The organism is Rhizorhabdus argentea, from assembly GCF_037861105.1.
GTDB lineage: Bacteria > Pseudomonadota > Alphaproteobacteria > Sphingomonadales > Sphingomonadaceae > Rhizorhabdus > Rhizorhabdus argentea.
This window is the reverse complement of the sequence record NZ_JBANFK010000022.1, coordinates 36444-50923: the sequence shown is the minus strand read 5'-3', so window position 1 is coordinate 50923 and position 14480 is coordinate 36444. Positions and strand designations below refer to the sequence as shown.

General features: G+C 66.1%; 10 protein-coding genes. 3 read left to right on the top strand and 7 right to left on the bottom strand.

Annotation, left to right across the window (positions count from 1 at the left end; genetic code table 11):
- Positions 1-4 precede the first annotated feature (4 nt).
- The 3 genes from gspN to AAC645_RS16800 are packed head-to-tail and all read left to right on the top strand — an operon-like array spanning position 5 to position 2985.
- Positions 5-709, top strand: coding sequence for a type II secretion system protein N (gene gspN, locus AAC645_RS16810; protein WP_340317685.1), 705 nt, complete (start codon positions 5-7; stop codon positions 707-709).
- Between the two features lie 44 nt (positions 710-753).
- Positions 754-2808, top strand: a complete 2055-nt coding sequence (locus AAC645_RS16805; protein ID WP_340317684.1) for a protein-disulfide reductase DsbD family protein — start codon at positions 754-756, stop codon at positions 2806-2808.
- 6 nt (positions 2809-2814) lie between these two features.
- Positions 2815-2985, top strand: a complete 171-nt coding sequence (locus AAC645_RS16800) for a DUF1289 domain-containing protein (protein ID WP_340317682.1) — start codon at positions 2815-2817, stop codon at positions 2983-2985.
- Here AAC645_RS16800 and AAC645_RS16795 read toward each other — a convergent pair.
- The 7 genes from AAC645_RS16795 to glgX form a co-directional block, all read right to left on the bottom strand.
- A complete protein-coding gene (locus tag AAC645_RS16795) occupies positions 2972-4525 on the bottom strand; it encodes an alkaline phosphatase D family protein (protein WP_340317680.1) in 1554 nt (517 codons plus the stop codon). The genes AAC645_RS16800 and AAC645_RS16795 overlap by 14 nt on opposite strands.
- Before the next feature lie 25 nt (positions 4526-4550).
- Positions 4551-5915: a PepSY-associated TM helix domain-containing protein gene (locus tag AAC645_RS16790; protein WP_340317679.1), complete on the bottom strand. Its 1365-nt coding sequence runs from the start codon at positions 5913-5915 to the stop codon at positions 4551-4553.
- Positions 5912-8185, bottom strand: a complete 2274-nt coding sequence (locus AAC645_RS16785; protein WP_340317678.1) for a TonB-dependent receptor — start codon at positions 8183-8185, stop codon at positions 5912-5914. Before AAC645_RS16785 ends, AAC645_RS16790 begins: the two co-directional genes overlap by 4 nt.
- A gap of 47 nt (positions 8186-8232) precedes the next feature.
- Positions 8233-8631: a DUF2946 family protein gene (locus AAC645_RS16780; RefSeq protein WP_340317677.1), complete on the bottom strand. Its 399-nt coding sequence runs from the start codon at positions 8629-8631 to the stop codon at positions 8233-8235.
- Positions 8632-8687: 56 nt separating this feature from the next.
- Positions 8688-10793 carry a TonB-dependent receptor gene (locus AAC645_RS16775; RefSeq protein ID WP_340317675.1) on the bottom strand — a complete coding sequence of 702 codons (2106 nt, stop codon included), beginning with the start codon at positions 10791-10793 and terminating at the stop codon, positions 8688-8690.
- A gap of 86 nt (positions 10794-10879) precedes the next feature.
- Positions 10880-12511, bottom strand: coding sequence for a beta-galactosidase BglA (bglA, locus tag AAC645_RS16770; protein WP_340317674.1), 1632 nt, complete (start codon positions 12509-12511; stop codon positions 10880-10882).
- Positions 12512-12513: 2 nt separating this feature from the next.
- Positions 12514-14478: a glycogen debranching protein GlgX gene (gene glgX, locus AAC645_RS16765; RefSeq protein WP_340317672.1), complete on the bottom strand. Its 1965-nt coding sequence runs from the start codon at positions 14476-14478 to the stop codon at positions 12514-12516.
- Between the last annotated feature and the right edge of the window lie 2 nt (positions 14479-14480).

Sequence of the window (14480 nt, the reverse complement as noted above, 5' to 3'; positions counted from 1 at the left end):
AGTAATGAAAACGATAATCTGGTTTCTGCTGGTGATAGCGGCGGGCTTCGCCGCGATTGCGTTCGTCCCGCTCAAGATTGCGGTCGACCTGCTCCAGCTTCGCCGGTTCGGGCTGGAGGCGGCGCAGATCGAGGGAAACATCTGGTCGGGCCATCTGTTCGATGCCCATCTCGGCAAGATCGCCCTCGGTGACGTCACCAGCAAGCTGTCGCTGGCGGACCTCACCAAGGGGCGGCTGCGGCTCGATATTGCCGGCACCGACGAAGTGTCCCGGCTCAAGGGCGTGTTCAGCTATGGCCTCGGCGGCGCTGGTATCGACGATTTCAACATCGGCATGCCGGTGATGGCGGGCCCGCCGCCGATCGGCGGCGTGACGCTGATCGTCGATGGGCTGAAGGCGCATTTCCCCGGCGGTGATTGCGCCGACGGCAGCGGCGAGGTGCGCGCCTATCTGTCGGGAGCGCTCCCCGCGGTCGGCCTTCCCGGCGAGATGAGCGGACCGGCGCTGTGCCGCGACGGCAAGCTGATCTTCGATCTGGCGAGCCCGAGCGGGCGCGAGCAGGAGTTGATCACCATCCTTGCCGCCAACCGCTACAAGGTTCGCGCGTTCATCCGGCCCGCTTCGCCGCAGGTCGGGCAGTTCCTCCAGTCCAAAGGCTTCGTGCCGTTCGATGACGGCTATGCCTATGAGGAGGAGCGAACCCTCTGATCGGGTGGCTTCCCAGCCGCAGCGGACGGGGCCATAAGCCGACCATGAGCCTGACCGGAATCCTGATGCGCCTCGCCGTGGCGCTGCTGCTGCTGGGAAGCGGCGCCGGCGCACAGGCAGCGCATATCCGCGTCACACTGGAGGCGGAGACGTTGCGGCCGGCGCCCGGCAGCCGGGTGACCCTCGCCCTCAGCATGACGCCGCAGCCCGACTGGCACGGCTATTGGCTCAATCCCGGCGATGCCGGCGCGCCCACCGACATCGCCTGGACGCTGCCGCAGGGCGTGGCGGTAAGCGCGTTGCGCTATCCGGTGCCCGAGCGGCTGATCGTCCAGGGGCTGATGAACTATGTCTATGAGCGGCCCTATGCGCTGCTGATGAGCCTGAACCTGCCCAAGAGCCTCGCGCCCGGCACGAAGCTGCGCATCGCCGGCAAGGCGCGTTGGCTGGCCTGCTCGCCATCGATCTGCGTGCCCGAGCAGGGGCCGGTGGCGATCGATATGATCGTCGGCGACGGTGCCGTCACTGCCGCAAGCCGTGTGCGTTTCGATGGATGGCGCGCGAAGTTGCCGATGCCGCTCGGTCAGGCGGCGAGCTTCGAGAAGAAGGACGGCCGGATCAGGATTGCCATGCCACTCCCGAAGGCGCGGCCGGTCTCCAGCCCCTATTTCTACCCGATCACGCCGGACATCATCGACTATGCCGCGCCGCAGGCGATCAGCCGGCGGGGCGACCGGCTGATCATCGAAGCCAAGGCCAGCCCCATCGCCGCGCCCGCCGGCACGATCGAGGGGGTGATCGCCATCGGTCCCGATCGCGGCCTGTCGCTGACAGCCCGGCCTGGCAATGTCCCGGCCGCGGGAGCGCCTGTGGTCTCGAAAGACAACGCCGCGCCGGAAGGGAAGAGCCGCCTGTTCCTGCTTGCGTTGGGCGGTGCGCTGCTCGGCGGTTTGCTGCTCAACGCGATGCCCTGCGTGTTCCCGATCCTCAGCCTCAAGGCGCTGAGCCTCGCCCGCAGCGGCGAGACCGATCGTCACGCGCGGGTGGAGGCGCTGGCCTATACCGGCGGCGTGGTGCTGAGCTGCGTCGCGCTGGGGCTGCTGCTGCTCGCAGTGCGCAGCGCGATGCCCACGGCGGGGTGGGGATTCCAGCTTCAGGATCCGCGCCTCGTCATGCTGCTGCTGCTGCTGGTGACGGCGATCAGCCTCAATCTGGCCGGGCTGTTCGAGCTGGGCGCGATCGGCATCGGCGATGCGATGACAAAGGGCGGCGGAGCAGTGCCGGCCTTCTGGACCGGGGTGCTGGCGGCGCTGATTGCGACGCCGTGCAGCGGGCCATTCATGGCCGGGGCTGTCGCGACGGCGCTGCTTCTGCCCCCCATCGCGGCCGTCGCGGTGTTCGGTGGCCTTGGTCTTGGCCTCGCCATACCGTTCCTGCTGATCGGTTTCGTGCCCGCCCTGCGACGCCTGTTGCCCAGACCCGGCGCATGGATGAACCGGCTGCGGCGCATATTGTCCGTGCCGATGTTCGCGACGGCGCTTGGGCTGGCGTGGATATTGGGGCGGCAGGTGGGAGTCGATCACATGGTGCTTGGCCTCGGCGCGGCGCTGCTGCTCGGGCTTGCGCTGTGGTGGGTTGGGGTAAGGCAAGCGCGCGGGCTGCGCTTCAGCTGGGCGCCGGTCCTGCCGGTGATGGCCGCAGCGGCGGCGCTGACGCTGCTGACGCCGGTGGGCACCGCCGCCTCACCGGCGGCACAAATCGGGGGCGGGGTCGGTGAACCCTTCAGCGAGGCGCGGCTGTCCGCGCTCACCAGCCAGAACAAGCCGGTTTTTCTATATTTCACCGCTGACTGGTGCCTGACCTGCAAGGTCAACGAGAGGGCTGCGATCGAACGGCAGGCGGTACGCGATACCTTCGCGGCGAGGGGCATTACGGTCATGGTCGGCGACTGGACCAATGGCGATCCGGTGATCGGCCGCTTCCTCGAGGCGCAGGGCCGCTCCGGCGTGCCGCTCTACCTGTTCTATCACCGCGATGGCCGGGTCGAGATGCTCCCGCAGATACTGACGCCGGCACTGCTGACCGGCCTGTCCGCCTAGTCTGTCATGGCCGTGCCGTCGCCCTGCACCCAGGTCTGCCAGATCGACGCACGCAGCGGCTATTGCCGCGGCTGTCTTCGCACGATCGACGAGATCGCGGCCTGGGGGGCGTCCGACGATCGCTGGAAGCATGCCCTGCTCGACAGGCTGAAGACCCGCTCGATCAGGAAAGACTGAGGCGAGGGCGTCCATATTCGATGGTGGCCGTGGTGCGGGTCGAAATGGTGCCGTCGGGCGTCGTGACCCGGTCGATCACGCGGAAATGGCCCTGCCACGCATCGCGGCCGACATCGCATATCATGTAGCCGCGCTGGTCATTGGTGAAGGATAGGCACGGGTTGCGCGCGATCAGCCGTTCGGTGCCGGCGCGCTTGTCGCTGCCATTGCCGCCTGACGAGATCGAGGTCGACACCAGCTCAACTGCCACGGCATCGCCGCGGCCCGCCCGGCGGCGCAGCTCTCCGGCGAAATTCTGATGCTCGTCGCCAGTCATGACGACGACGTTGCCGAGGCCGTCGAGCCCGGCCAGCAGGCGTTCGCGCGCCGCGTCATAGCCCGCCCAGCTGTCCATGTTGCGCAGCTCGGCGGGGCTATCGTCGATCCGGCGGTCCAGCGGCATCATCATGACCTGCTGGGCGATCAGGTTCCAGCGGCTCTCCCTTTTGCGCAGCGCCTGCGCCAGCCAGCGTTCCTGCGCGGAGCCGAGCACCGTCTTGCCGGGATCGGCGACATCGGCACAGGCCGGCTCGAAGCCGCCGGTGCACGGTAATGGGCTGCGATACTGGCGTGTATCGAGGAAATGGGCGTCGAGCAGATCGCCATAGCGCGCCCGGCGATAAAGCTGCATCGCGCCGCCGCCCGGCATCGAGCTCCTGCGCAGCGGCATGTGCTCATAATAGGCCTGCATCGCCGCCGCCCGGCGTAGCGCGAACAGCGCGGGATCCTTTTGGAAGGGGCTTACGCCGCCGGTCCAGTTGTCGACGATCTCGTGATCGTCGAAGGTCACGAACCAGGGCGCCGCGAGATGGGCGCTCTGCAGGTCCGGGTCCATCTTGTACTGGGCATAGCGTCGTCGGTAATCACCGATCGTGTAGCAGTCGCTGCCGACATGATCGCGCACATGGATCCGCGGCGATCCGTCGCGCTCGTAATTCACCTGCCGGGCGCGCTCCTCATAGATATAGTCGCCATAATGCCAGATGAAGGCGACATCCTCCTGGGCCAGATGCGCGTAAGCGGTGAACAACCCATCCTCATAATGCTGGCAGCCGGCGACGCCGAAGCGGAGGCTGTCGAGCCGCTTGCCGGGCAGGGGCGTCGTCCGGGTACGTCCTAGCTGGGTCTTTTCGCGCCCGATCGTGAAGCGATACCAATAAGGCCTGTCGGATTCGAGGCCCGAGATTTCGACATGGACAGAGTGGCCGAGCTCGGGCCAGGCCGTCGCCACGCCCTTCTGCACGAGGCGCTTCATGCCGGCATCGTCGTAAACGGCCCAGTCCACGTCGATCGGCGCTGTCGGCATGCCGCCATGATCGTCGAGCGGATCGGGGCAGAGCCGAGTCCATAGCACGAAGCCATCCGGGCCAGGATCGCCCGAGGCGATGCCTAATCTGAACGGAAAGGCTGTGAACAGCTGTTGGGCGCGCAGGATGGCCGGCGCGGCGAGCAGGCTCGCGCCGGCGCCGACTAGAAGGTCGCGGCGGGATATCATCGTCATGGCCTGCGCCTCCAGCGTTGCCGCCTTATGACGCCGCGCCACGCTCTGCCGCAAGACCCAGCCAATGCGCGATTGCGCGGCTTCGGCGGAAAACCAGCCGTTCGAGCAGCAGCCAGCCAGCCAGCGTCGCGCCGAACATCGGAAAGAGCAGCGCCAGCAGCAGGATGGCGCCGACCAGCAGCGGTCCGAACCGTGGACGGCCCAGCGGAATCGGTGCGCCGAGCAGGCCCTGCGGTCTCCGACGCCACCACATCACTGCGCCGGTGGCGGCAGTCACGAACAGACCCAGTGCGGTCAGCATCCCGAGCAACTGGTTCGCCAGCCCGAACAACTGGCCCTCGTGGGCCGCGGTGCCATAGCCGACCAGCTGGTCGATCCAGTGCCGTTCGGAGAAATCCGTGCGGCCGACCACCGTGCCGCTGACTCCATCGATGGTCAGGTTGGTCCTGAGCGGCCGGTCGGCGCTGTCCGACTTGGCGGTCCATAGCCCATCGCTGCCCGCCGGCGGCGCGATCAGCACTGGGGTGGCCAGCCCGAGCGGTGCGACGTTGGCGACGATCCGGTCCAGCGGCGCATAATCGATGCGGGGATGGTCCATCGTCATGCCGCCATGCTCGGCATGATCGCCCATCATCTGCGCGGTGCCGGCCCCGGATCCTGCGCGCGACGAGGTCGCCCAGTCCTGGGGCCCGTCGGTCGCGCCGGTCAGCGCGCGCACTTCCTTGAGATAGCCTCCCCAGGCATTGGCCCAGGGCAGGCCGGTCAGGATGAGCAGCAGTGCCAGCCCCGATATCCAGATGGCGGTGACCGCGTGCAGGTCGCGCCACCAGGCTCGCCCGCGGAGCCGGAGGCGCGGCCACAGCACGCCGGCAAGCCCCTGTGCGCCGCGCGGCCACCAGAGATAGACCCCGGTCAGGATCATCATGATCGCCCAGCAGGCGGCGGTCTCGACGATCCAGCTACCCGGATCTCCGATCATCAGCTCGCCGTGGAGCCGGAAGACCCAGCGCATCAGCCGGTCCTGTTCCTCGACGGTCTTGAGGATAGCGAGCGTCTGCGGATGGACATAGACCCGGCTTTCCACGCCGTGCCTGCCGACGATCACCTGCACGGCCTGGCGCTGGGTCTCGGGCAATTGATAGCGGTGAAGCACCGACCCCGGCACCGCGTCGACTGCTGCTTCGGCGATGCGCGCGGCGCTGGCGCGTGGTCCGGTGCCACCCACGTCGGCATAGGGCCTGTCGATCAGCGCCTCGATCTGCGGCCGCCAAAGATAGATGGATCCTGTCATGGAGAGCCATAATATCAATGGGATGCAGAACATGGCTGCGTAGAAATGCCAACGCCAGACGGCGTTGTACCAGCGGCTATCAGCCGGATTCGTGCTCACAGGACCCAGCCCGCCTCGATTACGAAGGTTCGTTGCGGATAGGGGTGAAAGACCCAAGCCTTGTCGTTGGTGAGGTTGTTGACACCGGCCGAGATGCGCAGCCCTTCGGCGATGCGGTGATTCATTTTTGCGTCGACCTGGAACAGCTCGGAGGCGTAGCCATAGGTGTCGCCGCGCTGCAGCCCGTCGATATCGCTGTTGGGCCGCGACGCATAGCGTACGCCCAGCGACAGATCGGTCGCGTGGTCGATCCGGTATCCGAGGTCGCCGCTGAGCCGCCAGCGCGGGATGCGCGGGAACTGTACGCCTTCCGAGGCGGGGTCGGCGCGATTCCGGACCGTGACCGCATCGATCCATGCGGCATTGGCGTTGATGTCGAGCCCCTCGATCGGCCAGTCGTGCGTCTCGACGATGAGCTCGGCGCCATATTGACGGGTGACGTCGATATTCCTGAAGATCAGGCTCGACACGCCATTCTGGTTGAAACTCAAGAAGTTGAAGATCGAATTCTTCACCCGCTGGTAGAAGATGCTGCCGGTGACGGTCGCCGGACCGACATGATGACGCAGCAGCAGGTTGGCGTCACGGCTCCGCTCCGGCTTAAGATTGGGATCCAAGCTATTGATGTTGAAGGAGCCATCTCCGTTCAACGTTCCCTGGAACAGTTCTCCGACGGTGGGAAAGCGGGTGGCCGTAGCGAGGCTGAGTTCGGTGGCCCAGTCGGGCGCGAAGGCCCAGTGCGCCGAGAGTTTCGGATCGACGCTGTGGTCGCGGCGCGGCGCGTAGAGCGTGGTGCTGGTCTGGCCGATCAGCCCGCCGCGATAGGCGCGCCAGAACTCGGCGCGGACGCCGGGCGTGACGCTGAGGCCGTCGCCCAGATCGATCTCGTCTTCGGCGAATAGTCCGATCAGCCGGCTCTTGCCGAACGTGCGGTTGACGAAGGTGCGCCCGCTCGCCTCGCGCCAGCGTGTCGTCGCATAGTTCGCCTGATCGGTCCGATAGCGGTTGGCGTTGAGCCCGAAGGTGACTCGATGCGTGCCAATGGTCCGCGCCGCCGCAAGATCGAGCGTGTACCAATCGGTCGGTCCCTGCTCGATGAGGATGCCGCGTCCATCGAGCAGGCCGGCCACATAGCCGTTGGAGCGGCGCATCGTCTGCTTGTCGAACTGCAGCGTCGAGAGGTTGGCGCTGACATCGAAGCCCAGCAGCGGCGCGGCGATCTTGAGGCCGCCCAGCCACTCGTTCTGGCTGCCGATACCCTGGTTGAAATTGATGAACGGGTTGAGCGTGTAGGTCTTGCCGTTGAGCAGCACCCTGCCGCCATTCGCCGCCGATCCGTAGAAAGGAGCGCCGGCGGCAGTGCGCAGATAGGTCTTCGGATCAAGCTGCCGCTCGACGTTCCACCAATAGGTGAACAGCGCTTCGACATGGACGTCGCCGCTGTCGAAGCGGAGCTGCGCGCGCGCCTGGTCCTGCCGCGTATGGCCGGTCGCATAGTCCCCGGCGACGGGAGTGCCGATGACGAGGGCAGGATCGACGACGCCGCCGCTGATGGGCGTTGCCGGGCCGCCTGCCGGTGCCGCGACCAGCTGATAGAATTGCAGGGGCTGCACGTTGTTTTCCAGCCGTCGGCCGGAGACGCGCACCGAGAAGGGCCCGTCCTTCTGCCTGAGCCCGAAGCCCGCCTCGACCGAACCGCCCCACAGGCTCTCCTGTGTGCCATATTGGCGGTAGGGCTGGATGAATCCCTGAACGGTGCCGAACGCTTCGGTGTGCTCGGGCGCGCGGGTAGTGATGTTGACGATGCCGCCCATCGAGTTGCCGGGATAGCGCGCCGAATAGGGGCCATAGACCACGTCGAATTGCCGGACCTCCGACGGGCTCACTACGCCCCAGGCGGGCGGGAAGGAAAAGCTGTTGCCGAGGAAGTTCGAAATGACGAAGCCGTCCACCATCACCAGCGCGCGCGCGCTCTGCGTACTGTGGGTGCCGCGAAAACCGGGCACCGCGTTGTTGTCCCCGATGAAGCGCGTGCGCACGAAGAAATCGGGCGCATATTTTATGAGATCTTCAACGTTCAACGCGTTGATTCTCTTGAACTGTTTATCCCCGAGACTGACCGAAAGGCCGCGCGGTTCGATGCTTATCGGCTGGTCGCGCTGACCGACCACAAGGATGTTTTCAGGACGTTCTTCGGCATGGGCGGGGGTCCCGGCCAGCGGAATGGCGGCGAGAACCGCCCACAGGCGGTGTGAGACGAAAGTCGACATGGAAACCTCGGAATCGTGGGGCAACAACCGCAACGGGCGGTGACGGGTTACGCTACGAGTGGAGGCCCCCTGAGCGGTGGCCGAAGATGTCCGCTCCGCGCCAGCGGCGGCGAGCGGTCGGGCAGTACGCCCAGGGCAATGATGAAGGCTATGGCGGACGCCAGCAGGACCGGATCGGCGGCCGAGATCATGGCGTGGCCCAGCGAGGCGAAAGCGCAGGGGCTGTCGGCCTGTGCCTTGCCGTGCTCTTGATGACCAGCCTGGCCGGGCAGCGCGATGGTGACGGTCTTGCCGGATACGCCGCTGCACAACTCGACCGTCAGGCCCGCGGGCGAGGCGCTGGTCATATAGCCCGCGGGGATCAGCGAGCGGACGGCAAGCACCAGCACCATGATCGACATCGCGATCATGGCATGGCGGTGCAGCACGTCGCGGACCCCTGTCATGCAGCGGCTGTTAGACGACGATGGTTCGCCTTTCCAGCGAAAGCTCGACCCGGCCGTTAAAGCGAGATTCGGGTCGTGATCCGGAAGTCGCGTCCCGACAATGGCGCGAAATCTTTGAGATAGCTGGCGTGACGTCGCGCGTTCACGTCGAATATATTGTTGGCTGACACTATCACGCTGATACCACGACTGTCCGCCAGCGGCCGGAAGGTCAGCGATGCGTTGACGATGGTGAAGCCGTCGGTCGGCGTCTCGGCCGGCGCCAGCCGGCGCGCCTTGTCGGTCCATTCGACCTCGACGCGACCATCGATACGCTCGCTGTCGGCGCTGAGCCCCCCGAGCAGACGGAGCGGCGGAATGCGCGGCGCCGGGCCACTGCCCTCGATCTGGGCGTGGACATAGTCGCCGAGCGCATCCGCCTTGATCCCGAAGCTGCCGATCGTCGCCAGCTTCAATGTGCCCTCGACCTCGGCGCCATAATAGCGCGCCTTGGCCTGGAAGTTGCGGAATACCGGCAGGCCGTCCTGTAGCGTGCCGTCCGCGCTGTCATAGATGAAATTGTCGAACCAGTTGTAATAGAGCGAGGCATCGAAGGTGAAGGAGGGGCCCTTGCCATGCAGCACCGCCTCGACGCCCCAGCTACGCTCGGTCTTGAAGTCGGGGTCACCGATCTCGAACGCCTCGGTGCCGGCATGCGGGCCGTTGGCGAACATCTCCTCGGCCGATGGCGCTCGCGCCGTGCGCAGCAGGTTGCCGCCGACGCGCCAGTTGGAGGCGAACCCATAAGACGCCCCGATCGAGCCGGACACCGTCTCGAAGCTGCGGCCGCCACTGAAGAATTGCGGTTGATCCTCGAATGGGTTTGCCGACAGCCAGCTTTTCTCGTAGCGCGCGCCACCCTCGATCTTGAGCTTCCCATAGTCGAGCTGTTGCAGCGTGAAGAGGCCGACCTGCTGGGTCTGGTTGCGCGGCAGGAAGGCTTCGTCGCCGACGACGTTGAAGTCGCGGGTGAAGAATTGCGCTCCCGACGCACCATGCCAGACGCCACGGTCGGCCTGGATCAGTTCGATGCGTCCCTCGAAGCCATGATTGTAGAAGGCGGTGCCGACCGAACCGTCCTGCTCGAGCTCGAAGTGGCGATATTGGGCATAAGCCAGCCTTGCCCGGATGGTCTGGATCACCGATCCGCCGGTGGCGATCTCGGCGCGCGCGTCGAGGCGGTTCTGGACCAGGTCGATGCGCGGCGCTTCCTGGCCTTCGCCGGGCAAGGTCGCGTAGCGGATCGGCACGCCGTAAAAGCTGTCATAATGGCTGTAGGACAGGCCATAATGGCTGTCGCCATCGACATAAGCCAGGCCGGCGCCCGCTACCCAGGTCTTGGCGCTGCTGTTCGGAAGTTTGTCTTTGACGGCGGCGTTGGCGGCGAAATCGATCGGCTCCGCGGCATCCGGGTCCGCCGGCAGCTGGGCGCTGGCAAGTGCCTGGGCGCGTGCCCGAGCGGTCAGGGCGTGCCCGCCGATGCGCAAATCGCCGGTCTTCAGATAGCTGCCGTCGAGATGGGCGACGAAGCCGTGCCCTATCGGCGTGTCGATCGCCACGCCGCCCGACCGTTCGTTGGCGGCACTGCCATAGCTGGCGATGGCGTCGACATGGACCGCCTCGTCGGGGATCGCGCGAGGGATTCGCTTGTCGATGACGTTCACCACGCCGCCGATGGCGGCCGAGCCGTAGAGCAGCGCCTCCGGCCCCCGCAGCACCTCGATCCGCTCGGCAAGCAGCGGGTTGATCACCACGGCATGATCGACGCTCGTGTTCGATACGTCGACCGAACCGATGCCGTCGGTCAACACCCGGACCCGCTCGCCCTGCAGGCCGCGAAGGATTGGCCGCGAGGCGTTGGGGCCGAAGGAGGTCGCCGAGACTCCGGGCGTCCGCTCGAGAGTCTCACCGATGGTGGGCCGCAACGCGGTGGTCAACTGCGCGCCGGTCAGCACCGAGGTGCCGGCGAGCACGTCCATCCGATCGCGCTTCACAGGCGCCGTGACGATGATGGTGGCCGAATCGGACTTGTGGAAATCCGTGTCGTCTTCGGCGCGCGCAGCGGTGGCGGCTGCGATCCCGATGAGGGCGAAGGAGAGCATCGGAACTGGTGATCGTGTCATGATATATTATCCCCAAACCCTGTCGAGCAGGGGTTAGGCATGATGATATGTTATATCAAGAGATTTATTTCAGCGCCCGGAGCGGCTCACGACGACCGCAGATATGCCCATGATAAGGCAGGCAGCCGCGCCTTCTTGGGGTTTACGGTGATGCCGGGCGCGGAAAGCGGCTCGGCGATGGCGGCGGAGAAAGCCGAGGGCAGCAGCCAGTCCTGCGGTTCGCGCGACACATTGTATAGACATAATGTGGTGTGGCCGTCGAAGCTCCTCGTGAAGGCCAGGATCTCGTCCGGCGCGTCGAGGAAAACGATGTCGCCGCGCTGGAGGGCGATGCTGCTTCGGCGATAGGCGAGCGCCTGGCGGTAGAAACGCAGCACCGCCCTGCGGTCACGCTCCTGCACGTCGACCGCGCGGGGCAGGTGCTCGGCCGGGATCGGCAGCCATGGCCTGGCCGACGAAAAGCCTGCCTGCTCGGCGGTTGCGGACCAGGGCATCGGCGTGCGGCAACCATCGCGGCCCTTGAAGGAGGGCCAGAAGCGGATGCCATAGGGATCGCGCAGATCCTCATAGGCAATCTCCGCCTCCGGCAGCGCCAGCTCTTCGCCCTGATAGAGGCAGATCGTACCGCGCAGGGCGATCAGGATCGCGAGCGACAGACGCGCAACCCGGTCGAGATCGTCGCCCGGCTGTGCGAAGCGGCTGACATGGCGGACGACGTCGTGGTTCGACAGCGCCCAGCACACCCACCCGTCCTTGGCCGCGGCCTCGAACTTCGCGATGGTCTGCCGGAAATGATCGCCGGAGAATTCCGGGCCGAACAGGTCGAAGGTGTAGCAGAAGTGCAGCGCGTCACCGCCCGAGGTGTAGAGGCCGACCGTTGCCGGCGATCGATCGCCGTCGCCCACTTCGCCGACCGCCAGCGTGCCGGGATATTCATCGAGCAAGGCCCGGATGCGGCGTAGGAAGGGCAGGTTTTCAGGCTGGGTCTTGTCGTATCTGTGCTCCTGGAATCCGTAAGGATTGCTGGCGGGAACATCATGCGCGCCGCTCCGATTCACCGGCGGATTGTCTCGCAGCTGCGCATCGTGGAAATAATGATTGCAGGCGTCGAGCCGGAAGCCATCGACGCCGCGGTCCAACCAGAAACGCATCGCCTCGATCAGTTCGTCACGGATCTCGGGCGAATGGAAGTTCACGTCGGGCTGCGACGCCAGGAAGCTGTGCATATAATATTGCATCCGCGTCCCGTCCCACTCCCAGGCCGGTCCGCCGAAGATCGATAGCCAGTTGTTCGGCGCGGTGCCGTCGGGCTTGGGATCGGCCCACACATACCAGTCGGCCTTGGGATTGTCGCGGCTCGAGCGGCTTTGCTTGAACCAGGTGTGCTGGTCCGACGTATGGCTGAGCACCTGGTCGATGATGATCTTGAGGCCCAGTTCGTGCGCTCGCGCCAGCATGGCGTCGAAGTCGTCGAGCGTGCCGAACATCGGATCGACATCGCGATAGTCCGAAACGTCATAGCCCATGTCGGCCATCGGCGACCTGAAGAAGGGCGACACCCAGATCGCATCGACCCCGAGCGAGGCGATGTGATCGAGCCGTGCCGTAATGCCGGCGAGATCGCCGATGCCGTCGCCATTGCTGTCCTGGAAGGAGCGCGGATAGACTTGGTAGATCACCGCGCCGCGCCACCAGTCCCGATCGCCGCCATCGCTCATGGCTAACCCTCTTCCTCGACCAGATAGGCGACCGATCGCGCGCGCAGCATCAGCGATCCGCCGTCTTCATCGAGCCGTTTCCAATGGTGGTCCGCCTTGGCCGGAAGCACAAGCCGATGTTCCCCCGCCATGCGGTTGAAGGCTACAGCGATCCGCTTGTCCTGCTCCGGCAGGTGGACGAGCATGACGATGCTGGCGGTCTTGGGATCATGCCATTGCTCGTCGTCGAATGCCTCACCTTCGAAGGTCAGCCACTCCACGTCGGCGGCGCCGAGCAGCACCGGATCGGACAAGGCGGGATGCGCCGAGCGCAGCTGGGCGAGACGCGCGGTGAAGCGCTCAAGATCCCGGTCGCGGCCGGTCCAGTCGACCCAGCTGATCGCATTGTCTTGCGCATAGGCGTTGTTGTTGCCCCGCTGGCTGCGGCCGAACTCGTCCCCCGCGGTCAGCATGATCGTCCCGCGCGAGGCGAACAGCGTGGCCAGCAGCGCCCTGGCGTCGCTGCGGCGGGCGGCGAGCACTACCGGATCATCGGTCGGCCCCTCCACGCCGTTGTTCCAGCTGAAATTGTCGTTATGGCCGTCGCGATTGGCTTCGCCGTTGGCCTCGTTGTGCTTCGCGCCATAGGCGGTGACGTCGGCGAGCGTGAAGCCATCGTGCGCGGCGATGAAGTTGACGGTGCGGCTGTGCGTGCGGCCGTGATGGCCGAAGATGTCGGATGAGCCGGCAAGCCGGGTGGCGAGGTCGCCGACGCTGTGCGGATCGCCGCGCCAGAAGCGGCGGACATCGTCCCGATAGCGATCGTTCCATTCGAGGAAGGGATCGCGAAAATTGCCGAGCTGATAGCCGCCCGGGCCGATGTCCCACGGTTCGGCAATGAGGATGCGGTCCGACAGGAGGGCGTCGCGGCGCAGCTCGCGGAAGAAGGCGGCGTCGGGCTCGTAGCCGTCGCGGCCCCGGCCGAGAATCGGCGCGAGATCGAAGCGGAAGCCGTCGATCCCCGCATTGGTGACGAAGTGCCGCATGGCGTCGAAGACCAGCCGGCGGGTCGCGGGATGATCGCAGTTAAGCGTGTTGCCGCAGCCGCTGTCGTTGGCGAGCGTCCCCGGCTCGTCGCGCACCGTGCTGAAATAGGCATGGCTGTCGATCCCGCGCAGCGACAGGGTAGGCCCCAGCGTGTCGCTCTCGCCGCTGTGGTTGAACACCACATCGAGCAGCACGTCGATGCCCGCATCGTGGAGGGCCGCCACGGTGTCGCGCAGTTCGGCGATGCCCCCGGGGGCGAGGCGGGGGTCGAGGGCCATGAAGCCGACCGGATTATAGCCCCAGCTGTTGGTCAGGCCGAGCGGGCCGAGATGCCGTTCGTCGATCCAGGCGGTGATCGGCATAAGCTCGATCGCGCCGACGCCGATCGCCTTCAGATGTTCCACAATCGCCGGATGCGACAGCGCCGCGATCGTCCCGCGCTGCGGTTCAGGAATATCGGGGTGGAGCTTGGTGAAGCCGCGGACATTGACCTCGTAGATCAAGCCACCGGCTCTGAAGCAGGGGAGGCGGTGCTCGACGGGCGAGGGCAGGGCGGTGACGATCGCCTTCGGCATCAGCGGGGCAGTGTCGATCGCGGCGTCGCGCGGCGCAGCGAGGCGGACATCGTAGGAATAGGGCCGGTCGATGGCGATGGCATAGGGGTCGGCGAGCAGTTTCGATGGGTCGAACCACAGGCCGTGGGCCGGATCATAAGGGCCATCGGTGCGAAAGCCGTAGCGGGCGCCTGCGCCAAGGCCGGGAACAGTGGCCTGGAAGATATCGGCAGGGCCGCGCTCGAGCGGGATGCGATCGATTTCGACGTCGGCCTCGGCATCGAAGATCGAGACCCATGCCGTGCTGGCGGTTTCCGACCAGAGCGCGAAGTGGACGCCCTGCGGGGTGATGGTGGCGCCGAAGCGTTGAGGAGGATGGCGCGTCAACG

Coding starts and splice junctions, on each gene's coding strand:
- gspN (WP_340317685.1), top strand. CDS start 5: ATGAAAACGATAATCTGGTTTCTGCTGGTGATAGCGGCGGGCTTCGCC.
- AAC645_RS16805 (WP_340317684.1), top strand. CDS start 754: ATGAGCCTGACCGGAATCCTGATGCGCCTCGCCGTGGCGCTGCTGCTG.
- AAC645_RS16800 (WP_340317682.1), top strand. CDS start 2,815: ATGGCCGTGCCGTCGCCCTGCACCCAGGTCTGCCAGATCGACGCACGC.
- AAC645_RS16795 (WP_340317680.1), bottom strand. CDS start 4,525: ATGACGATGATATCCCGCCGCGACCTTCTAGTCGGCGCCGGCGCGAGC.
- AAC645_RS16785 (WP_340317678.1), bottom strand. CDS start 8,185: ATGTCGACTTTCGTCTCACACCGCCTGTGGGCGGTTCTCGCCGCCATT.
- AAC645_RS16780 (WP_340317677.1), bottom strand. CDS start 8,631: ATGACAGGGGTCCGCGACGTGCTGCACCGCCATGCCATGATCGCGATG.
- AAC645_RS16775 (WP_340317675.1), bottom strand. CDS start 10,793: ATGACACGATCACCAGTTCCGATGCTCTCCTTCGCCCTCATCGGGATC.
- bglA (WP_340317674.1), bottom strand. CDS start 12,511: ATGAGCGATGGCGGCGATCGGGACTGGTGGCGCGGCGCGGTGATCTAC.